The following is a 21,977-nucleotide window of genomic DNA, read 5'->3' as shown; positions in this document are numbered from 1 at the left end:
CATGGCTCAATCAGATCCAAATACCGCTCCATTTCACTGGCAAGGCCGCCACGATGCAGAAGATGGAGAACTGGGTAAACGCGTTCACCACGTGATTAAAAATATTTCTGTTGAAGAGTTGCCGAACAAAAGCGAAGGCGTCTCAATCCTTGGCTTTGCTACCGATGCGGGTGTTGCCAGAAATAAAGGCCGTATCGGCGCGAAAAAGTCACCGGATTTGATCCGTCGTGCCCTAGCCAATCTCGCTTGGCACCAAGATGCACCACTTTACGATCTCGGCACCGTTGTTTGCGAAGACGACTTACTAGAGAGCAGCCAATCGCAATGCGCAGCCACGGTTGCTCAAGCACTACCCCATTCACCTGTCGTGGTATTAGGAGGCGGACACGAGATCGCATGGGCGTCATTTTCTGGGTTGGCCGAATACTTTAAAACTCATCACCCAGAAAAGCAGCCGAAGATAGGCATTATCAACTTCGACGCGCATTTCGACCTGCGCGCTTTTGAAAGTTCGCTAGCAGATGTAAAACCGAGCTCAGGCACACCATTTAATCAAATCCATCACTTCTGCCAACGCAATGATTGGAAGTTTCATTACGCTTGCATTGGCGTAAGTCGCAGCAGCAATACTAAAGCGCTATTCCAGAAAGCGGACGAACTCAATGTTTGGTATGTGGAAGACAAACAGCTTTGCTACATGAACCACAGCTACCATTTAACGCAGCTGCAGCACTTTATCGACGACTGTGATTATCTCTATCTGACGATTGATTTGGACGTATTTCCAGCGGCAACTGCACCTGGGGTAAGCGCGCCAGCAGCGAGAGGCGTGAGCTACGACATCCTTGCACCGTTTCTCGATCGAATACTGCATTACAAGAACAAACTCATGTTGGCAGACATTGCAGAGTACAACCCCACTTATGACGTCGATAGCCAAACGGCTCGATTGGCAGCACGCCTGTGCTGGGATATTGCCAATGCCATGGCAGAGAAAGACCATAAACCCAAATAACCGAATTCAATAACACTTAACTCGAATAATGGTCGGTTCTCATGCCTAGTTATTTGAGGAGAAGTAGCCAAGCAGAGACTTGGATATAAACGTGAAACTAAAGGAGTCTTAAAATGACACAGCGCCAGGGACAAGATCCACGACTTGATACAAGCAGAACAATTCGTGCTCCACACGGTACACAACTGCGCGCCAAATCTTGGCTGACGGAAGCGCCACTTCGTATGCTGATGAACAACCTTGATCCAGATGTAGCCGAGCACCCTCACTCGCTTGTCGTCTATGGTGGCATTGGTCGAGCAGCACGAAATTGGGAATGCTTCGATAAGATTGTTGAAGTGTTAGAAAGACTCGACGATGACCAAACTTTACTCGTCCAATCAGGCAAACCTGTCGGCGTTTTTCCGACGCATAAAAACGCGCCGCGCGTGCTGATTGCGAACTCAAACTTAGTGCCACATTGGGCGAATTGGGAACACTTCAATGAGCTCGATAAAGAAGGCTTGATGATGTACGGTCAAATGACCGCAGGCAGCTGGATTTACATTGGCTCACAAGGCATTGTTCAAGGTACTTATGAAACCTTTGTGTCTGTGGCGAAAAAGCACTTTAAGGGTGATGCCAAAGGTCGCTGGATCTTAACTGGGGGCCTTGGTGGCATGGGTGGTGCTCAACCTCTTGCTGGCACCATGGCTGGCTTTTCCATGATTGCGGTCGAGTGTGACGAATCACGCATCGATTACCGCCTACGCACCGGTTATGTTGACAAAAAAGCAACGTCTTTGGATGAGGCACTAGCGATGATCAAAGAATCTGACGCACCCATTTCAGTTGGTCTACTGGGCAATGCAGCAGATATCTTCCCGGAGCTTGTAGAACGTAACATCACACCAGACGTAGTAACAGACCAAACCTCTGCGCACGATCCATTGAATGGTTACTTACCTCAAGGTTGGAGCATGTCACATGCAGCAGACATGCGTTTACAAGATGAAGCGAGCGTAGTTAAAGCAGCCAAACAGTCGATGGCGATTCAAGTGAAAGCTATGTTGGAGCTTCAAAACCGAGGCGCGGCAACGCTCGATTACGGAAATAACATCCGTCAGATGGCTTTAGAAGAAGGCATTGAGAACGCGTTTGACTTCCCTGGCTTTGTACCGGCTTACATTCGCCCGTTATTCTGTGAAGGCATCGGACCGTTCCGCTGGGCAGCATTGTCTGGAGACCCAGAGGACATCTACAAAACCGACCAAAAAGTGAAAGAGCTGATCCCGGATAACCCACATCTACATAACTGGCTAGACATGGCACGCGAACGCATTCAGTTCCAAGGTCTACCAGCACGTATCTGCTGGGTTGGTTTGAAAGATCGAGAACGTTTAGGTCAAGCCTTTAATGAAATGGTGAAAAACGGTGAGCTCAAAGCCCCTGTCGTCATTGGTCGTGACCATCTAGACTCAGGGTCTGTAGCAAGCCCGAACCGTGAAACCGAAGGAATGATAGATGGCTCAGACGCCGTTTCAGACTGGCCACTACTAAACGCATTGCTGAATACCGCAGGGGGTGCGACATGGGTATCTCTTCACCATGGTGGTGGCGTAGGTATGGGCTTCTCACAACACTCTGGCATGGTGATTTGTTGTGACGGCAGTGATGACGCGTCAGAGCGCATTGCACGTGTTCTACATAATGACCCAGCAACGGGGGTTATGCGTCACGCTGATGCAGGATACGACATCGCAAAACAATGTGCAGCTGAGCAAAAACTGGATTTACCAATGCTCAATGAAGAACTGAAAAAGCTGAAGTAAGGATGAAAGACATGCTCAATTTAACGCTAAAGCCAGGTCATATTAGCTTAAACGAACTACGCCAAGTGAGCCGCTCACCCGTAAACCTTACTCTGGATCCAAACGCGATTCCAGCAATAGAAGAAAGCACTCAAGTGGTCGATCGAGTGATTGCAGAAGACCGAACGGTTTACGGCATTAACACCGGCTTCGGTTTGCTAGCAAATACACGCATTGCGCCAGAAGATTTGGAAACACTGCAGCGCAGTATCGTGCTTTCTCATGCGGCTGGTATCGGCAAGTTCATGTCAGACGAAACCGTTCGTTTGATGATGGTATTAAAGATCAACAGCCTCGCTCGTGGCTTCTCTGGCTTACGTTTAAAAGTCATCAACATGTTGATTGATTTGGTGAATGCTCAGGTCTACCCATGCGTCCCTCAGAAGGGTTCTGTAGGCGCATCTGGTGACTTAGCGCCATTAGCTCATATGAGTACGGTTCTTCTTGGTGAAGGTCAAGCTCGCCATAATGGCAAAGTGATTTCAGGTCTAGAAGCACTGCAAATAGCCGGTCTTGAGCCAATCACTCTTGCTCCAAAAGAAGGGTTAGCACTGCTTAATGGTACTCAAGCGTCAACAGCATTTGCACTAGAAGGTTTGTTCATTGCCGAGGACCTGTTCTCATCAGCGACGGTTTGTGGTGCGATGTCAGTAGAAGCGGCTTTAGGCAGTCGTCGTCCGTTCGACCCACGTATCCATCGTGTTCGTGGTCATCGTAGCCAAATGGATGCCGCCTTGGCGTACCGCCACCTGTTAGAGGCGACCAGCGAGATTGGTGAATCTCATACCAACTGTGAGAAGGTACAAGATCCTTATTCACTGCGTTGCCAACCTCAAGTAATGGGAGCTTGTTTGCAGCAAATTCGCAATGCAGCAGACATTCTACAAGTGGAGGCCAACTCTGTGTCGGATAACCCGCTGGTCTTTGCGGAAGATGATGACATCATCTCCGGCGGTAACTTCCATGCAGAGCCAGTCGCTATGGCGGCGGATAACCTTGCACTTGCGATTGCTGAAATTGGTAGCTTGTCAGAGCGACGCATGGCACTACTTATAGATAGCGCTCTATCTAAGCTTCCTCCCTTCTTGGTCGACAATGGCGGCGTGAACTCCGGCTTTATGATTGCTCAGGTGACGTCGGCAGCATTGGCAAGTGAAAACAAAACATTGGCTCACCCAGCTTCTGTCGATAGTTTGCCAACATCCGCAAACCAAGAAGATCACGTTTCGATGGCTACTTTTGCTGCTCGTCGTTTAAAGGAAATGGGAGAGAATACACGTGGCATTTTGGCGGTTGAATACTTGTCAGCTGCTCAAGGGCTAGATTTCCGTGCACCAAACAAATCTTCAGAGCGTATCGAAATTGCCAAGCAAATGCTGCGCGAGAAAGTCTCGTTCTACGATAAAGACCGCTACTTCGCGCCGGATATCGAGCAAGCCAATGCACTACTCAAGCTTGCTCTGCATAACGCATTGATGCCAGAAAGCTTACTGCCAAGCGTGCATTAATCTATTGTGCTAATGACCCTAAAGGCTCCTTCTTGGAGCCTTTATTGTATTTATACGCATCAAGTCCCTCAATAATATGGTAAATCGCAGATTTATGACCATACTGAATAATGCATAACAAAAGCGCTCTTTTTGGTGCTTTATTCCGCTGCGTTATCGTTTCATTGTTAAGATACAGTGAAGTTTTCACTGGATGGACCATTGCTACGCAGATATTCGCATATAATCCCTGACAGTTTTGGTTACTACGTAAAAATTATGTTTCTAACACCTTATTTTTCAAACACTAATCACCAATTTCAGTTCACTCGTGAGCAAGCAAGTCACTTCGCAAAACGCGTAGCTGGTGATTACAACCCTATTCACGATGAAGACAACAAACGCTTTTGCGTTCCAGGCGATCTGCTTTTTGCAGTCTTACTGAGCAAAGAAGGCGTGAGCCAAAAGATGCGTTTTGATTTCTCTGGAATGGTGAATGACGGCGTTGCGCTTCACATCGAAAATAAGTGTGAAAAAGAAAGCGCCGTGGTCGATGAAGCAGGTAAAGAATACCTACACATGTCTCGTGAAGGCGAAACAAACCAAGATCCTGCATTCATTGAACACGTGGTGACTAACTACGTTCAATTCTCTGGCATGAACTTCCCTCACATCATGGTTCCTCTAATGGAAGAGAAACAGATGATGATCAACTGCCAACGTCCACTAGTGATTTACGAAAGCATGGAAGTTGAGTTCTGCCGTTTAGACCTGACTCACCCAGAAGTCGACTTCACAGGCGCAACGTTCGATGTGGAAGGCAAACGTGGTGTTGTAACATTAAACTTTGCATTCAAACAAGACGGTGAAGTCGTTGGTAAAGGCATCAAGCGTATGGTGGCAAGTGGCCTTAAACCATACGACCAAGATGCAGTTGACGATTTGGTGCAACGCTTTAACGAACGTAAGGATGCCTTCTTAGCAAAGTTCGCTAAGGCAGCTTAGTCTTCGGAAGCAATGCTCCTGCAGATAAGCCCTGCCGCTCCTTTCCAAAAAAGAAAATTCAATAGAAAGCCCAGCAAATATGCTGGGCTTTCTTGTTATCTGCGGTTTGTTTACTCATTAAATCCAGCGACGTACTTGGTTCTTATAATCTAGGTAATCTTCACCGAATAGTCTTTCCAAAGCGCGCTCTTCTGGCTTAATTTGGTAGCGATTCATGTACGCGACAAACAATACAGCGCACAAAATAACACTGAGATGTTGCCACCACAGACCAATAGCGATAATGACAAGCAAAAGCGCTACATACATTGGATTGCGTGTGTAAGCGAATACGCCTGTATCGACCACCAGCGAAGCAGTTTCTGGTTTCACTGGGTTTACTGTCGTCTTGGCTTTACGAAACTCGTAAACACCGGCAATGCCGACAAACCCAGCAATCAAAACAAGCCCAGCAGTAACAAACTCAACAAACGGTACGGTAATTTTCATTTCTGGCACGACGTCTTTCAGCCAGTACATCAGCAGTACCATCAACAAAAATAAAGCGACAGGTGGCACTTTAAGCTCAAGCTTTTTCAATCTTCATATCCTTATGAGAATAAAACGTTGTCATCGTCAGTAACGGTTCTTAAATGATAAAAAGCCCAGTTAGACTGGGCTTTCGTAAAGCATTATATCAAGGTTAGCAAAGCTTGAACTGGGTGCTTAGGTTTTACCCCTTCAAAGCGTTTGACTTGGCTTCGGCAGGAGTACCCCGTAATCAAGCAACGTTCGTTGTCAAATTTGTCCAAGTTCGGCTTCCAGCTCAGATCATAAATTTCACGCGACATCGAGAGCTTATCGACTTCATGGCCAAAGGTCCCTGCCATGCCACAGCAGCCTACAGGCACAGTGTTCAGCACCGCTCCAAAATGAGCGAAGATAGCTCCCCACTCTTTCTCTGCATTTGGCAATTTGGTTTTCTCAGTACAATGAGCGAACAGATACCAAGGTGCTTGCTCTTTAGACTCAAGAGCATCGAACTCGCCCAGTCTTGGGTGAAGCCACTCATGGACAGTCAGCACATCAAACTGACCACGCTTGCTACCCAATACTTCAGCATACTCGTCGCGGTAACACAGTACTAACGCAGGATCGACTCCTACCAATGGGATATCTAAGTCCGCGACCATCTCCAAGAACTTCGCGGTATCTTGCGCGGTGTTCTTAAACTGACGTAAGAAACCTTTGATGTGCTGCGCTTTGCCGTTTGGCTTAAATGGCAGAAGAACCGGATTCATACCTAACTTCTTAACCAGTTTGATGAAATCTTCCACCACCTCTGCATCGTAGTAACTGGTGAAAGGGTCTTGAACAATCAGCACATGTTTTTGTTTGTCTTCACTTGATAAGCCACTTAGTGCTTGTAGGTCATAAGCTGTGGTTAACGTCTCGACTCGCTCTTTCAAAGTCGGTACAGACAATAACGGAGCATCAACATAACCCACCGTCGAAGCCGTTAGACTTTGCACCCAAGATTGCTTGAGCACACCATTCACGACACTTGGCGCTTTGGCCATCAATGGCAACATGGACTCAATGTTCGACACCAAGTAGTCTTTTGCCGGGCGTTGGTAACGAGAGTGATAAATATTGAGGAAGCGAGAACGGAAACTAGGTACATCCACTTTAATCGGACACTGACTCGCACACGCTTTACACGCCAAACAACCATTCATCGCTTCATACACTTCGTGGGAGAAGTCATACTCATGACGACGATTAATCGAATGACGCACACGGTCGATCATGGTTTTGAGGGACGTTTTGTTTTCCAGCGTCTGCTTCTCTAAGTCGAGAATATCAATGCCCTGCTCAGTCAATTGGCGCAGCCACTCACGAACTAAACCTGCACGCCCTTTCGGCGAATGACGGCGGTCTGCAGTGACTTTCATTGAAGGACACATCGGCGAGCTTGTGTCGTAGTTAAAACACAAGCCGTTACCATTACACTCCATCGCTTGCTTGAAGCTATCACGTACTTGTACGTCAATCTGACGATCATAGTAGCCGCGTTTGGTATCAGTGACTTTGACAAGCTCAGCATCGCTATTCAGGGGCGTACAAATCTTGCCTGGATTCATTTTGTTGTGTGGGTCAAAAGCGGCTTTCACTCGGCGCAATTCAGTAAAGAGTTCTTCACCAAAAAACTCAGGACCATACTCAGAGCGGAAACCTTTACCGTGCTCACCCCACATTAAACCGCCGTATTTTGCCACCAATTTAACCACTTCATCCGAGATTTCATGCATCAAGGCTTCTTGGTGAGGATCGCACAGATCCAATGCAGGTCGAACGTGAAGCACACCTGCATCTACGTGACCAAACATGCCGTAGTTAAGTGATTTTGCGTCTAGCAACTCACGAAATTCAACGATAAAGTCCGCTAAGTTTTCTGGCGGAACACAAGTGTCCTCGGCAAACGCCACAGGCTTGGCGCGCCCTTTCGCAGCACCCAATAGTCCCACGGCTTTTTTACGCATGTTGTAGATACGGCCAATGCTCGCTACATCGCTGCATACTTGGTAACCAATGATGCCCGCTTCTTCCGTTTCTAGCATGCTATCGAGCTTGGCGGTTAGGAACGCGACTTGAGAAGCAACCTCCTCTTCATCCTGACCTGCGTATTCGACCATGTTAATGCCAAGCATCTCTTTATCAGGTACGTCAGTAATCAAATCACTGACGGTGTGCCAAACAATGTCTTGCTTCGCCAAGTTCAGAACTTTTGAATCCACAGTCTCAACGGACAACGCTTTTGCTTCCACCATAAATGGCGCGTTGCGCAGAGCCGAATCAAAACTGTTGTATTTAACGTTAACCAGAGTACGAGCTTTAGGAATGCGGGTTAGATTAAGCTTAGCCTCGGTGATGAACGCTAACGAGCCCTCAGCGCCGCACAAAACACGAGTGATATCGAAGCTGTCTGCCTCTTCATCAAATGCGTTTTTAAGGTCGTAGCCAGTTAAGAAGCGGTTTAACGGTGGAAACTTATCGTTAATTTGCTGGCGCTTGTCACGGCATACCGATTCCGTCACACGCATCGCGGTTTCGGCAAACTCGCCTTCATTTGGCAAGCCATGAGAAAGGTCGGATTCCAAAATCGAACCATCAGCAAATACCGCTTGAAGAGAAAGAACGTGGTCAGAGGTTTTACCGTACTTAAGCGAGCCTTGACCGGACGCATCGGTGTTGATCATCCCACCAATCGTGGCACGGTTGCTGGTTGATAAATCAGGCGAAAAGAAATAACCATAAGGGCGAACAGCATCATTCAGCTGGTCTTTGACCACACCCGTTTGAACTCGAACCCAGCCTTCTTCTTCATTCACTTCTAGAACTTGGTTCATGTGGCGAGACAAATCAACCACGATCCCCTTCGTTAAAGACTGTCCATTGGTCCCCGTACCGCCGCCACGAGGAGAAAAGGTAATACGCTCGTATTTTTCTTTGTTGCTGAGTTTACCGATGAGGGAAACGTCTTGGGTGGTTTTGGGATGGACAACAGCCTGAGGAAGTTGCTGGTAGACACTGTTGTCGGTGGCTACTGCGAGACGGCTAGAATATTGGCTTTCAATATCGCCAGTGAACCCGGAGTGCTCAAGCTCTTTGAGAAAACTAAGAACAAGAGGATCGACATCCGTTTGCGAGTGTAATCTTGGTAACATTTGCTTCCTGCCCCCTACTGCGCTGATCCAATCAGCTGCGGGTTATCTAATTTTTAATCATTCTCACCATCAACGACCAAAACCATTGGCGAGTTAGCGGTATGAATGAGGTTGTTTTCTTTGAATTACGTCACTTTACAACATTTAAAAAGGCGTTCAAATCAGAATCTCAATACAAGAATTAAACTTATGCTTTATTTTGTAACGCTTGATGCCGTACATTGAAAAAGAAATAGCCTTTCAATATGAGCTTTCAGGATGAAAAAAAATAAAGTTGTAACCACTGAAGATATCCTTCTAAAACTTTGCCAGTCGGTTTCTGGCGTACTTACTTCAGCAACCTCTTCTCAAGTTAACTACTCTGCCATGGTGCAAAAGATCAACAAAACCAGCCTCAAGCCGGATTTTGGTTGTTTTGTATTGTTTGATGGAGGCTTCACTGGTCTTGTTGTGATTAACTTTACAGCAAAAGCGGCCTTAGAGATTTACACCAACTACATGCGTAATATGGGCATGCCAGAGGAAGAGTTAGCGATCTCACACACTTCAGATGAAGTGGGCGATGTGCTTGGTGAGTTGATGAACCAATTGGTCGGCGACTTCACGAATAAGATTCGTAAAGAGCTGCAGACAAATATCACGCAGAACCAACCAAAAATGCTTTCGCTCAACAAACAGGTGATCCTGCAAGTTGATACCAATCTAGACCGTCCTCAAGCGCGCCGAGTCACCTTCTCTACAGAGAACAATAATATCTTCTACCTAGAACTTGCGATGGACAAGACCGAGTTTATCCAACTTGAAGAGTTTGAAGTGGCTGAAGATGAAAGCCCGGACGATATTTTAGAAGCCACTCGCAAAAGTATGGCTGACAAAAAAGCAGCAGAATCAGCAAGCTCAAAAAGTGATGCGGATGATCTGCTAGACCAACTTGGTCTGTAACATTATCAAACAACGACCTTTCTCAAAGCCTCTTTCCATAAGGGGCTTTCTTTTTGCAGCACAGTTTTCCCTCTCCATCGTTATTCCGTTTTTCCATCAAAAAAGGTAATATATCCGACTTCCTAAATTTTCAGTTCCCGGTACTGGTCGTCGATGGATAAACAAAAAGCTCTGAAAAAAATCGCCAAGTGTTTAGAACTGGGCAACTCCGCCAACGTTAATGAAGCGGCGAACGCTATCAAGATGGCGCATCGTCTCATGCTGAAATATGGCTTGGATAAGGACGATATTGAGTTTATCAAGATGGGTAAGACTCAGTCTTCACACCTCTTGCCAGCCAGCATTAGCTCGACGATATTGCGCGTGATTCGCGGCATCAATACTAAGTTCGGTGTTGAGGCGGTTCTTCTGAACCATAAAGGGCTTAAACGAGTAGAGTTTATCGGTGAAGCAGACCGCGCGATTTTTGCGGCTTTTGCCTTTGATATTATCTATCGTGAGATGAACGAAAGCACCGGACAGTTCCGCAATAGTTTCGCGGGTTCAGGCACTTCTTCAATGGAAGTAACGCGTCGTGTTAACTCGTTCGTTTCTGGTTGGGTAGAAGGTGCGCTCGAAAAGCTACCTGTGATCTCACCAGACGAAGAATCCGCAAACAAAATCAATAACTACATTGATAAAGAATTTAAAAACATCGACCGTGAGACGTTCAAGAAACAGCTCAAGGAAGCGATGAAGAACATCACTGCAGATTACGAAGTCGGCTTGAAAAAAGGTCGCAAAGTTTCCGTTAACCGAGGGGTTGGCGGAGAGCAGGCGAGAAAAATGTTGGATAACCCTTCTAAATAACTCTGGAACTGATTACAACATCGCCAACTATAAGAAAAAGCTTACAAAGCTTCTATCAATCTGACGTTCGCATAACAAATATCAATACCTTCTATTCCATAATTCACATCCCATTATGAGGCGCACTTGCGCCTCGGCTTATACGGAGATTTTCCCTTGAAAAAGATGTCTATTGCACTTGCGCTAGTGCTGGCTCTTACTGGCTGTCAAGCAACACAACGCCAAAACGCAACTACAGGTGAATACGAAACTAACTCAACTACGCAAGGTGCGCTTATCGGTGCGATTGCGGGTGCAGCAATTGGTCTTGCGACTGGTGACGACGCTAAAGAACGTCGTAAACACGCATTGATTGGTGCGGCGGCTGGTGGTGCTACAGGCGCTGGTGTTGGTTACTACTTCGACCAACAAGAAGCGGAACTGCGTCGTGCTCTATTAAACTCTGGCGTACAAGTTGAACGTGTTGGCGAAAACCAACTGCTTCTTCGCATGGAAAACGGCATTGGCTTCTCTTCAAGCTCTTACCAACTAGACGCAAGCATCCACAACACACTACGTGGCGTGGCTCGCATCCTAGTTGAATACCCAGACACAAGCCTTGTGATCGATGGTTACACAGACAGCACAGGTAGCGATTCTTACAACCAAACGCTATCAGAGCGTCGTGCTGAATCGGTACGTCAGTACCTAGTATCACAAAACGTTGCACCAGGTCGCGCTATCGCACGTGGCTACGGTGAGCGTAACCCAATTTGCTCAAACCAAACTTCTGAAGGTCGTGCTTGCAACCGTCGTGTTGAAATCCAGATCTTGCCACTGAAGTAATTTGGTTGCACCATATCGGTAATAACAATTATTACCGGAGCAGGTCTAGCGTTGTTCGCTAGACCTGACATACCCAATGTCTTTCAGAACCACTGCCCTCACCTTTGCTTTAAGTGCCTGCCTTACAAGCACTGCATTTGCTTCTCAGAACCCGACACAACCTGAAGCCCAATTCGACCTTGCGCAGCAACTGGCATTGAAACCCAATCCAGAATCACCGACTGACGCACGTTATTGGCTAGAACAAGCGGCACATCAAGGTTACTTACCTGCTCAAAAACAATTAGCGGAAGATTATGCTCGCGGTTTAACTGGCAACACGGATTTCACCCAAGCGATTTATTGGTTCACTTCTGTTGCGCTAAACGATCCTACCGATCGTGGCTTTTTGTTGGCCGATTTTGTCCAACACCACCAAGCGGAAGTATCGAACTCTGATCTCGTCGAAGCTTGGTATCAACTGTCTGCACTTAAAAACCCTCAGGCAGAAGAAGCCTATAACCAGTTTTTGGAGGATCGCTTCAATCAACTCAGAGCTAAACAAGTTTCTGAGATTGTAGAGTTGGATAAGCAAGCTACAGACGAAGAACAGAAAGAGACCATCGAGATTCAACAAGCAAAGAAAGCTGAAAACTCCAACGTTTGGTATGCCTCTGGCGCTCTGGGCTTTGCTCTGCTGCTTGGAGGCGGTGCATTCGGTTACCGCAGGCACACACAAAAGACCAAAGCCACTGCAGCGAATGAAGTGTCACGCTCTCTGCAATTAGAGACACAAGTGAAAGAACTTCAGTTCGCCAATAAACAACTTAAGCGCCAACTCGAAAAAGTATTTAAAGAGTTTAAGAAGATCAAAGGTCAATCTGAGAACCAAAAACTTCTCGTCGCTTGTGCAATGTTTGGCTATACCCCGCAAACTATTCCAGACAGTAAAGCAGTGAAGTTGCGCTACAGACAATTATCTAAACTCTACCATCCTGATTCCAGGGGAAGTGAAGAAGAGATGAAGCGTTTAAATCAGGCGTTTAAAACCATTTCACAAAATGTTACAAAAGAGTAAAACTCAGCCACACACCTTTATCTTGCGAGCTTTTAATCCAAGAAAATAAAGGCTCGCAATCGATCTCCCTCTCAAACAAATTAACAGACATTTAACTTGACCATCTTTTATATGCCATAATGCTGGGCGAAAAATAACACCTAGCGACTCAAATTTATGTAGGTGGGGAGAAAATCAATGTTCACTGAAGAAGGCACCTGTGACTGGTGTAAAAAACCTAGCTTTGTAACTCGTCATGATTACGTAGATGGTAAATACCATCGTTCATGCAGCTCTTGCTACGACATCGCGAAAATCGATGTCCGCCTGTTCAACCAAGGCGAATTGCAAATGCGCGAGCGTTTGGAACAACGAGCAAGCTAAATAGAACAAATCAACGGAACTGATTTTCAAGGGCGCCTTATCACAAGGCGCTTTTTTGATCCTTCATTAGAACGTGAAGCCCTCACAACCAAAACACTCCGCAATCACATTCTCTAGTCCTCTGGTGGTTCTCACACTCTCAAATCGGCTATTAATTGACCTATTAAAAACAGTGTCACTTATTTCATAGTGATGTTGATGGTTTTCCCTGTCAGCGGGTCAAACCCACGATACATCTGGAGTATAGTTTTGTCGCTCAAACAAAAAACAGGTGACCATATGTACACAGATGAAGCGGAAGCAATTATTGCTAGCCAGCCTCCTGAAGCCGTTGCAACTGGCGAGTTGATGGTTTTGAAAAATACAATTAAGAGAAAAGTCTCTGGCCCTAACAAAAGTCGATTATTGCGATTAGCAAACTCCGACCTTGGCAGTTTATGCTCTCGCGCCAATTCAGGTAACATCGAACAAATTCGCACTATGTTTCAAACTATGGTTCAGCTTGTAAGGGCTGGCAACCTTGGCCAATTTGAAACAGAAATCGCACGTGCAAAAACCGAATTCTAACCATTATTAAACATCGATCCTTGTATTTTCAGGCTGCGTATTCGCAGCCTGCTTTTTAACGTTGTCTGTAAAAGCAAAGCGCTTTCTTGAACGTTCAGCCTCTGCCTTTTTGTTTTCTCTTCATTTCTTCTCCCTCAAAAGCACTAACACTACTGTGTGCCATCCCGAAAAAGCACTGTATAAACCGGTTAAAACCACTGTATAGCTAAGCCGAAATAACTGTATATACAGTAGTAATCACCTGTATATACAGCTCCGGAATGCAGGTGACTTCACATTTCACCATGTTTATCAAACATATCAAAAATCAAACTTTACAGTTTAATTTCAATTACTTAGATAAAAACCAAATCATAAGTAAGGGAAAATTTTTCAACTCTATTCATAAAAATCGGTTGATCAGGCATCAAAAACAAACTACTGTATACACATACAGCATGTATAAAGGAACAGTAAGATGCAGCTACAAACTCAATCTCATACATACTCTCGCTACAACGTATTGGCACAAGCAACACAACCTATGGATGTGTCTGACCAACTTCTTTCTAAGTTGGCAGTATTGTCTCAACAACAGCAATGGATTCTGTTTACCGCTGAGTGCCCTCGTCCTGATTTTGAGCAACTTGCTGCTTCCAACATTCGCTGTCAAAACATCATTCAGATGAAGCCGTCTCAACAGCTTTCTGAAGTGGAAATCGTGATTAAAGCTATTCAGTCTGGTAACGCTAGCGCTGTCGTCGCATCGAACAGGATTGCCCTAATGAATCAATCAATGCTTCGCGATATTGCTCAACGTTATCAGTGTGAAGTCTTTTTCGTCGAAGGCAGAGTGAACAAGTACCACTAACAAGATCGACGTTATCCATCCTGCATCTCGCCTCCTTTTAAGGGGGCTTTTTTTGTGCTTTAACAAATTAAGGCAAACGTTTGCTTTTTCTCTGGCGAGTTAAAATAGTTCTGGTATGATGCCCTCATTCGATTTATTCAGCGTGCTTTTTTCGCTGGATATCTTCTCTTTATGACGTTTGATTAAGATGATAGGAATGTCGCAATGAGCCTTGCTAATCAAGTACTTGCCGTCAATGACGACCTGCCAATTCGCACCCACAAGCCTGTTCACAGCGGAAAAGTTCGCTCTGTTTACTGGTTAACTGAAGAAGACAGCGCACGACTGATCAAAGAAAAAGGATATGATGTCGCTCCTGATGCCCCGTTGGCCATCATGGTGATCAGTGACCGTATCTCTGCATTCGATTGTATCTGGCATGGCGAAGGTGGACTCAAAGGCGTTCCGGGTAAAGGCGCTGCACTCAACGCGATCTCTAACCACTGGTTCAAATTGTTCAAAGACAACGGCCTTGCTGATAGCCATATCTTGGACATCCCTCACCCATTTGTTTGGATCGTACAAAAAGCGAAGCCAGTTAAGATTGAAGCAATCTGCCGTAAGTACATCACAGGTTCTATGTGGCGCGCTTACGCAAATGGCGAGCGTGAATTCTGTGGCATTCAGCTTCCAGAAGGTCTTGAGAAAGATAAAGCGCTACCTGAATTGCTAATGACACCTTCAACCAAAGGTATCTTGAAAGGTATTCCAGGCGTTCCTGAAGCGGATGACGTGAACATCACTCGCCAAAACATCGTGGATAACTATGAAGCTTTCAACTTCTCAAGTGCAGAAGACATTGCACAATACGAAAAGCTATTGAAAGAAGGCTTTAACGTGATCAGCGATGCGCTTGAAGCCGTTGACCAAACGTTCGTAGATACTAAGTTTGAATTTGGTTACGTGCACGACGCTGCCGGTAACGAAAAGCTAATTTACATGGACGAAGTCGGTACGCCTGATTCGTCACGTATTTGGGATACGAAAGAATACCAAGCGGGTAACATCGTTGAAAACTCGAAAGAAGGTTTCCGTCAGTTCTTACTAAACCACTTCCCTGATCCTGATATTCTGCTTAACAAAGAACGCATGCCAGAGCGTGAAGCTCTTGCTCGTGATAACGACCTACCAGTGGAATCCTTGATGGATATCTCTCGCACGTATATCGGCATCGCAGAAAAAATCACAGGGCAACCAATCAAGTTGAGCGAGAATCCAAAAGCAGAGATCATCGAAATCTTGAGCAAAGAATACGGTCTAATCGACTAAAGCCAGCCTTTACGCTGAGTTACTAGATTAACCAACAAGAAAGTCCGCCAAGTGCGGACTTTCTTATTTCAAGCGCGGTCGTCTAGAACGTATTCGTTAGCTGCCCTACTCTATATCGAGCGTCAGACCATCCGTTGTGGATGCCGACTTGGTTGTCACTTGATAGTTTTTATCTTTAATGCTGGAAAGCATGTACCACGTTGATTGCGCTTTCTCTGGCGTAAAGGTCACACGCATGAAACCGCGTTGCTTAATGTCTGTCCATTGCAGCTCAGAGACTAAATTCGGCAGTGAGTATTCCATCTGAGCAATCGCAACTGGCTCCAACGCTAAATATTCTTCCAAGCCCGGCGAACTGACCGAGCTTGTCGCGAACTCAACGCCAATAGGATTGTTCGATATATCCTTCAACTCACTAGTCCATGCATTATGTGTGTCACCCGCCAAACACACAAAGTTGCCAGAGCTCGCTTTAGCAATTTCATAAACGCGCTCGCGTTCGACATAGTAACCATCCCAAGCATCGAGGTTATACGGCAGTTTAATCGTGTCTGAGCTTGGGTCAGCAAGATAACCGGCGATTGCATTGTTCACTGCCAATAATGCGTCCATCTTCTGCTCATCGGTTGCGGTAAATAGTTGGAACATCGCCAACATAACAGAACTCGGAAGCTCCATACGTGACATCAGCACTTGCTGTCCAAGCACATTCCACTTTGCATTTTGGCTATTAAACGCATTCATCAACCAAGCTAATTGCTCTGTGCCAAGCAGTTCTCTATCAGTACTTCGTGACTGAGCGACTAGGCTACCAATTGCTTCCATTGATGGTGCGGTTAGGGAGAAATAATCCAAAGGTTGGTCGCGGCCTACCAATCGAGTGTCGAGCATCATTAGATTGATTAAGTCACCAAAAGCAAACTGACGATAAATCAGCATGTTTGAAAAGGTGTTTTCCCGCACAGGGAGCCATTCAATCCAAGCTGCTGCCGCCGCGGCACGCCTATCATCAAAGCTGCCTTCGTTGTCTTGGTGGTTTTCCGCCCCCTCTTTCCATGCATCATTAGCTAACTCGTGGTCATCCCACACTGCGATCATTGGTAACGCCGCATGTAAAGCTTGCAGATCTTCATCTTGGCGATATTGAGCATAGCGCTTTCGATAATCATCTAACGTAATACATTCTGTGCCTTTACTCGGCTCACGCCCTAGCGCAGCTGCATCTTCGCTCGCATAACCACCAGCGCCGTATTCATAAATGTAATCACCGAGATGCAAAACCACATCGAATGCTTCCTTTTGATGCTGTACAAGAATCTCTTTGTAGGCGTTGAAATACCCCGCTGGATAATTTGCGCAAGACACGACTGCCATAGACGCTTTGCTCACGCTTCCTTCCGGTAAGGTCTGTGCCATACCAACGAGGCTCGTATTCTGTCCCACCATGAATCGGTAGTAGTACTGGGAGCTTGGATTAAGGTTTTGCACATCGACCTTGACCGTAAAATCGCGGCTGGTATCGGTGGTAAAAGTGCCACTTTGCTCGATGCTAGAAAAGTCTTCCGTTGCAGACACCTGCCAAGAGACATCGACATAACTCGCCTGCGTAGTCACCCGTGTCCAGATGATCACTTGAGTTTGAGTTGGGTCACCACTGGCGACGCCATGCTCGAATGAGGCAGCATTGGCGGTATTGTTATCATCACTCCCACAAGCGGTCAGCGTGGTAGCAACGGCTCCTGAAGAGACGACTTTTATAAAGTCTCTGCGAGACAATGACATAGTAACTTCCTTTGTTATTGTGTTTTTATCGATGCGCGTTTTCCTGCGCTGAGTAACGAGCCAATTTAGGCATTGGGGTCGTTTGGCTAATTACCCTAAAAAACATTAAGTTAGAAGCTAGTTATGACAATTGCATTTCTTGATGTTAATTTTTTGTTAATTTAAGTGTAAATACTCTATATTCATCACAGTTCCAACAAATTGAAAACCAATTTATAGAATCGATAGAACAAACATAAAAAAAGCGACCGTTGCAGGTCGCTTTTGTGTTTGGGGGAAATGTTCCTTGGGTGTTAGAGCTTCAAATTAAGCACATCTTGCTCTGCAGTTTCTACTTTTAGTTTACTTCGAGATTCAATGTACTCTATTTGTTTTGAGTCTAACGAATAAGGCATAACTACACGTAATTCATGGATCCCTTCGTGTTTTGCTAGCTTCACCAACATCACTAGATTGGATTCATCGCTCTGACGAGAAGACATCGATTTTAAGGCAGCATCCCAAAGGCGATCCTCTGGTTGGCTTAACTCCGCGATGTTCTGTTTCCACATCAGGCCAAAAATGGGAGCGATGGTGGCGAATGCCTCCAAGAAGGTCCACTTCTTACTTCCCGTTGCCCCTAGGAAGCTTGTGTAGTCGAATTCAATGCATGTCTTTCCTTGTTGCTCCATCCTATGCCTCGACACTCTGAAATGAGATATACAAAATATCGTTCAATTATTTTGATATAGCAATAGGATATAAAACAATGGTCTTTTATGCCCTAATTTAACCTCAAAAGGAAATATTAAAACCAGCTTTGTAACAAATGATGTACAGCTTCGCCATATATAAGCATCCAATTGATTAATATTTTAAACGCCAAACTAAAACTAAGGGGCAACAAGGGATACAAGCAGATCGGCGTTATAAGTTAACCAACCTGATCCCAAGCCCAACACGCGTTTGTGAATGGTCGTAATCAATCAAGGTTTCACCATAGCCATGGTAGCCCTGAACATACAAACCTAAGATATCATTGAAGTACAAGGTGTACCCCAATTCTACGCCACCTTTATCATCGGCAAAGTTATAGAAGCCTCGGGTATTAAACACACCAGCACCAGTGTAGACCTTTGCCCAAAGCTCATACGGGGCGTAATAGTTTTCCATGTCATCATTTTCGGTGGTGACCACCCACCAAGCGTGCGCACCGTATTCAACAGGACCAGAAAAACGCTCTGCTGCGATATAAAGGCGATCCCAACTACGAGATAGCTTACTTGATTGGCCATTTGACTCATGCTTGTACCCCACCTCTAAATGGTTGAATAACAGCATGTTTGATTGATGCGCAAGAAACACTTGAGGTTTGTAATTGGTCTCTCTGAACGGAGAAGAAATGTCAGAGTTAGCAAGTTGCCAGAGAGACTTTTGCGTGTAAGACCCCATCAAAGCCGTACCGGAACTGAATCGGTAGAATGGGATAGAAGCCGAGATTTGAAACTTCACTTCAAACTGCTGAAGTGAGTCCATATCTGAACCGAGTTCGTTGTAGGCGTCTTGATTGATGTCTGTGGTATAGGTACCCAGAACGTAGTTGTCTTCGTATGTTGAGATGTGTGTGATGCTTTTGCCGTACGCTAGTACCGGACATAACAATAGTGGAATCGCTTTATACTTCATCGTTTTCCTTCACGCCGCTCAACCGGAGCGGCAAATTCATTCCTTATCACCTAATAATCAGGTCATAAACTGCAAGGGAAACGGATTAAAGCAATTATCGTTCCGGCTTATAAATATCCTTATTTTACATCAAGTACACGACTGGCTTTTTTGTACTGCACTTTCCAACCTGCCCAGCGTGGTAGCTCCCAACGTTTAGGGTCGCCTTTTCGGCTGCCTTCGGTGTAAATGACATGAACCAATTTACGAGACACAAAGTATTCCACATCGAGTTTCAGTTCCGCCAAGATCAACTTTAAAGGGAACTGCTCAGCAAAATCTTGATATTCCCAGTCTGGAATGCCTTCGAATGGGATGTCATCAACTTCAAACAGCTCGATATCTTCCACACTTTCTACACCAAGCGTTTCCAGTTGCTCGACCAACCAAGTAGCGAAAGACAAACCATCGAGTTCTGTTTTTTCAATAGGCTCAGGATTTAACCCAAGCGCGTTATAGATCTTCCAGTGCTGAATTTGTTGTTTTCTCAATGGCGCAAAACCCGGTAATAGCGTTTCGTCTTCAATCATCTCAACAATAGACTGGACGGCAACTTCGCCTTCAAGCGCTTGATATTCCGTACAAATGGTTCGTCCTGCATAGATCAAATGCATAGTCACGCGTGGGGATTCTTCCTCATAATTGGTTTCGCCTTGTTGCCACTCACCAAGCTCTAATTCGCGAAGCAGATTGAGGGAAACAGGCAGCATTACGGAGGCAAGATTGAGCGTCTGTTTTACACCTCGTCCGGGTACGCTGTGGCTATCTAGCACCAAAGCTGCTTCACTTTTTTCCGGAAAACGGCTATTGCGCCCAACCATCATTTCCATCAAACCATTGCCTAGCGCGTCACGACGTCGTTCTCGGCGCACAAATACAAGCTCTGGATGTAACGTGGCAATGGCTTTGGTCAATTCATCACGTTTGTATCGCGATGCGACTTCAAGATCCGGCAATTCAAACACTTCTCGCATTTGTTTTGCTAACCCTTGCGCTTCTTCAAGCACACTCGCGTCAAGGTTAATGCCGGGAAGTTGCTCCCCTCGCACCAAGCGAATCATCAGCGAGGCATCGCAGCCAAATGGTTCTTCTTGTGCTAATGCTTCGGCCGATTCCCCACCTTGCAATTGATACAACTGAGCGGGCACAGAAAGCGCTGCAGCTAAGTCGATCATTGCTTCTCTTTCTGATTTGGTTTGGATACGAGTCACTAAGTCCGCAAATAAGGCATCAATTGGTAGAGGGTAAACTTTTTTACCGTGCTCGGTGATGTCACCTTGCTCGTCTATCGCTGCCATCCCCTGCAGGGTTTGGAGTGCTGAGTTAAGTGACTTTTCAGGTACAGAATCGAGGAAGGAAAGTTCGGAAAGTCTGTATCCACAACAAGCCGCAGCGAGCATTGGTTCTACGAGTTCTTCACGATGCAATTCAGGCGGCGTCACCAGTTCCAACGGTGCATGCTCACCAAACAAGCGAATACACGCCCCTTCAGCAACACGGCCTGCTCGACCCATTCGCTGCGCCGCGCTGGCTTTGGAAATGTTACTTAACGTCAGAGCTGTTCGTCCATTTCGTTGTACGGTTCTGCGTTCCAAACCACTATCGATGACCACGCGGATGTTTGGAATGGTCAGAGAGGTTTCTGCAACGTTGGTTGCCAACACCACTTTACGTTGCTTTTGTATCGTTAACGCACGATGGCGCTCTTCATCACTCACCGATGCATGCAGCTTCACGACCATCACATCATCAATACTTTGCAGCATTTGCGCGCATTGAGTGATCTCTTTTCGACCCGGTAAGAAAACGAGAATATCGCCCTCTTCGTCTTCAAGTGCTTCTTTTACCGTGCGCACAACATCATTCTCACAACCTTTCTTGTTCGGCAAGTAACGACTGTCCATTGAGCGATGAGTCACGGTGACAGGAAAGCAACGCCCTTCAGAACGCAGGCGCTTGGCATCCAAATAGTTCGCCAGCTTCTCGCCTTCTAACGTGGCTGAAGTGACAATCAAACGGTGCTGTTTTTCTTGCTTTAAAATCGCGGTAAGGAGATCAATGTCCCAGCGGCGTTCATGAAATTCGTCCACCATCACGATATCGAAGTTAGCCAGTTTGTCTTCCGCGAACCAACGCAGCGCAACACCGGGCGTCACGAACACGACTTTAGTCTTTTCATCATAGTGAGCGTGAAGCTTGATCGCGTAACCAACCTGTTTACCTAAAGGTTGACCAGATTGCTCGGCAAGAAATTCAGCTAATGACGTACAAGCGATTCGGCGTGGCTCAATCACCAATACTCGACCGTAATTTGCTGCCCAAAGTGGCAATCGCGTGGATTTACCTGAGCCGGTTTCGGCCTCAACCACCAAATGATGGTGATTCACGAGTTGGTCAAATTCCGCTTGTAAGCTATCGATAGGTAATTGAGACATAAAAGATAAGAACGTGATAATGGATTGCGAGGCATTATACCTGAGTGAGAAATTCCTGCTTTAGGAATCGTTTCTGGCCATTTAATGACAGTATTATTGTTTCAGTGACGATATTTTCGTCGGGAATTGGATTTTTTTGCGACATTACGTTGATGTGCATCAACGAATGTTTACAACTAAATAGTGAACCCGTTAGAATTTTGCACGCATCCTTCAACCCTACATTTAAGG

The 21,977-nt window shown here is 45.8% G+C and carries 18 protein-coding genes; 12 read left to right on the top strand and 6 right to left on the bottom strand.

The window, feature by feature from the left end; translation table 11 throughout:
- The first annotated feature begins 1 nt into the window (after position 1).
- The 4 genes from hutG (at position 2) to VCHENC03_RS13870 (ending at position 5,357) form a co-directional block, all read left to right on the top strand.
- Positions 2-1,015, top strand: coding sequence for a formimidoylglutamase (gene hutG, locus VCHENC03_RS13855; protein ID WP_009705870.1), 1,014 nt, complete (start codon positions 2-4; stop codon positions 1,013-1,015).
- Positions 1,016-1,128: 113 nt separating this feature from the next.
- Positions 1,129-2,826 carry a urocanate hydratase gene (gene hutU, locus VCHENC03_RS13860; RefSeq protein ID WP_009705869.1) on the top strand — a complete coding sequence of 566 codons (1,698 nt, stop codon included), beginning with the start codon at positions 1,129-1,131 and terminating at the stop codon, positions 2,824-2,826.
- An 11-nt stretch (positions 2,827-2,837) separates the two neighbouring features.
- Positions 2,838-4,373 (top strand): histidine ammonia-lyase, encoded by a 1,536-nt coding sequence (gene hutH, locus VCHENC03_RS13865; RefSeq protein ID WP_009697346.1) that lies wholly within the window; start codon positions 2,838-2,840, stop codon positions 4,371-4,373.
- Between the two features lie 258 nt (positions 4,374-4,631).
- Positions 4,632-5,357, top strand: a complete 726-nt coding sequence (locus tag VCHENC03_RS13870) for a DUF3581 domain-containing protein (protein WP_009705868.1) — start codon at positions 4,632-4,634, stop codon at positions 5,355-5,357.
- Positions 5,358-5,474: 117 nt separating this feature from the next.
- Here VCHENC03_RS13870 and VCHENC03_RS13875 read toward each other — a convergent pair whose 3' ends face one another.
- On the bottom strand, positions 5,475-5,936 hold the full coding sequence (locus tag VCHENC03_RS13875; RefSeq protein WP_009705867.1) for a methyltransferase family protein: 462 nt from the start codon (positions 5,934-5,936) through the stop codon (positions 5,475-5,477).
- A gap of 92 nt (positions 5,937-6,028) precedes the next feature.
- Positions 6,029-9,064 carry a D-2-hydroxyglutarate dehydrogenase YdiJ gene (ydiJ, locus tag VCHENC03_RS13880; protein ID WP_009705866.1) on the bottom strand — a complete coding sequence of 1,012 codons (3,036 nt, stop codon included), beginning with the start codon at positions 9,062-9,064 and terminating at the stop codon, positions 6,029-6,031.
- A gap of 258 nt (positions 9,065-9,322) precedes the next feature.
- Between ydiJ and VCHENC03_RS13885 the strand changes: the two genes are divergently transcribed.
- The 8 genes from VCHENC03_RS13885 (at position 9,323) to VCHENC03_RS13920 (ending at position 15,825) form a co-directional block, all read left to right on the top strand.
- Entirely contained in the window at positions 9,323-10,006 is a 684-nt protein-coding gene (locus VCHENC03_RS13885) for a DUF3334 family protein (RefSeq protein ID WP_009705865.1), read from the top strand.
- A gap of 153 nt (positions 10,007-10,159) precedes the next feature.
- Positions 10,160-10,855: a DUF2786 domain-containing protein gene (locus VCHENC03_RS13890; RefSeq protein ID WP_005443269.1), complete on the top strand. Its 696-nt coding sequence runs from the start codon at positions 10,160-10,162 to the stop codon at positions 10,853-10,855.
- A 165-nt stretch (positions 10,856-11,020) separates the two neighbouring features.
- Positions 11,021-11,680 carry an OmpA family protein gene (locus VCHENC03_RS13895; RefSeq protein WP_005443271.1) on the top strand — a complete coding sequence of 220 codons (660 nt, stop codon included), beginning with the start codon at positions 11,021-11,023 and terminating at the stop codon, positions 11,678-11,680.
- A 76-nt stretch (positions 11,681-11,756) separates the two neighbouring features.
- On the top strand, positions 11,757-12,737 hold the full coding sequence (locus VCHENC03_RS13900; RefSeq protein ID WP_009705863.1) for a J domain-containing protein: 981 nt from the start codon (positions 11,757-11,759) through the stop codon (positions 12,735-12,737).
- A gap of 177 nt (positions 12,738-12,914) precedes the next feature.
- Positions 12,915-13,100 carry a hypothetical protein gene (locus tag VCHENC03_RS13905; RefSeq protein ID WP_009705862.1) on the top strand — a complete coding sequence of 62 codons (186 nt, stop codon included), beginning with the start codon at positions 12,915-12,917 and terminating at the stop codon, positions 13,098-13,100.
- Positions 13,101-13,349: 249 nt separating this feature from the next.
- Positions 13,350-13,667, top strand: a complete 318-nt coding sequence (locus tag VCHENC03_RS13910) for a hypothetical protein (RefSeq protein WP_227739867.1) — start codon at positions 13,350-13,352, stop codon at positions 13,665-13,667.
- Positions 13,668-14,124: 457 nt separating this feature from the next.
- Positions 14,125-14,517 carry a SulA-like leucine-rich domain-containing protein gene (locus VCHENC03_RS13915; RefSeq protein ID WP_009705860.1) on the top strand — a complete coding sequence of 131 codons (393 nt, stop codon included), beginning with the start codon at positions 14,125-14,127 and terminating at the stop codon, positions 14,515-14,517.
- Between the two features lie 204 nt (positions 14,518-14,721).
- Positions 14,722-15,825, top strand: a complete 1,104-nt coding sequence (locus tag VCHENC03_RS13920; protein WP_009705859.1) for a phosphoribosylaminoimidazolesuccinocarboxamide synthase — start codon at positions 14,722-14,724, stop codon at positions 15,823-15,825.
- 105 nt (positions 15,826-15,930) lie between these two features.
- Here the strand turns inward: VCHENC03_RS13920 and VCHENC03_RS13925 are convergent, their stop codons facing one another.
- The 4 genes from VCHENC03_RS13925 to VCHENC03_RS13940 form a co-directional block, all read right to left on the bottom strand.
- Positions 15,931-17,607 (bottom strand): alkaline phosphatase D family protein, encoded by a 1,677-nt coding sequence (locus VCHENC03_RS13925; RefSeq protein ID WP_009705858.1) that lies wholly within the window; start codon positions 17,605-17,607, stop codon positions 15,931-15,933.
- A gap of 293 nt (positions 17,608-17,900) precedes the next feature.
- On the bottom strand, positions 17,901-18,278 hold the full coding sequence (locus tag VCHENC03_RS13930) for a hypothetical protein (protein WP_005443279.1): 378 nt from the start codon (positions 18,276-18,278) through the stop codon (positions 17,901-17,903).
- A 235-nt stretch (positions 18,279-18,513) separates the two neighbouring features.
- Positions 18,514-19,272 (bottom strand): phospholipase A, encoded by a 759-nt coding sequence (locus VCHENC03_RS13935; RefSeq protein WP_005443280.1) that lies wholly within the window; start codon positions 19,270-19,272, stop codon positions 18,514-18,516.
- Between the two features lie 119 nt (positions 19,273-19,391).
- Positions 19,392-21,746: a helicase-related protein gene (locus VCHENC03_RS13940; RefSeq protein WP_009705857.1), complete on the bottom strand. Its 2,355-nt coding sequence runs from the start codon at positions 21,744-21,746 to the stop codon at positions 19,392-19,394.
- Positions 21,747-21,977: the final 231 nt, after the last annotated feature.

The sequence above is a fragment of the Vibrio sp. HENC-03 genome, from assembly GCF_000305755.2.
Lineage (GTDB): Bacteria > Pseudomonadota > Gammaproteobacteria > Enterobacterales > Vibrionaceae > Vibrio > Vibrio owensii.
Note: the sequence above shows the minus strand (reverse complement) of the source record. Positions and strands in the feature narration are given on the sequence as shown.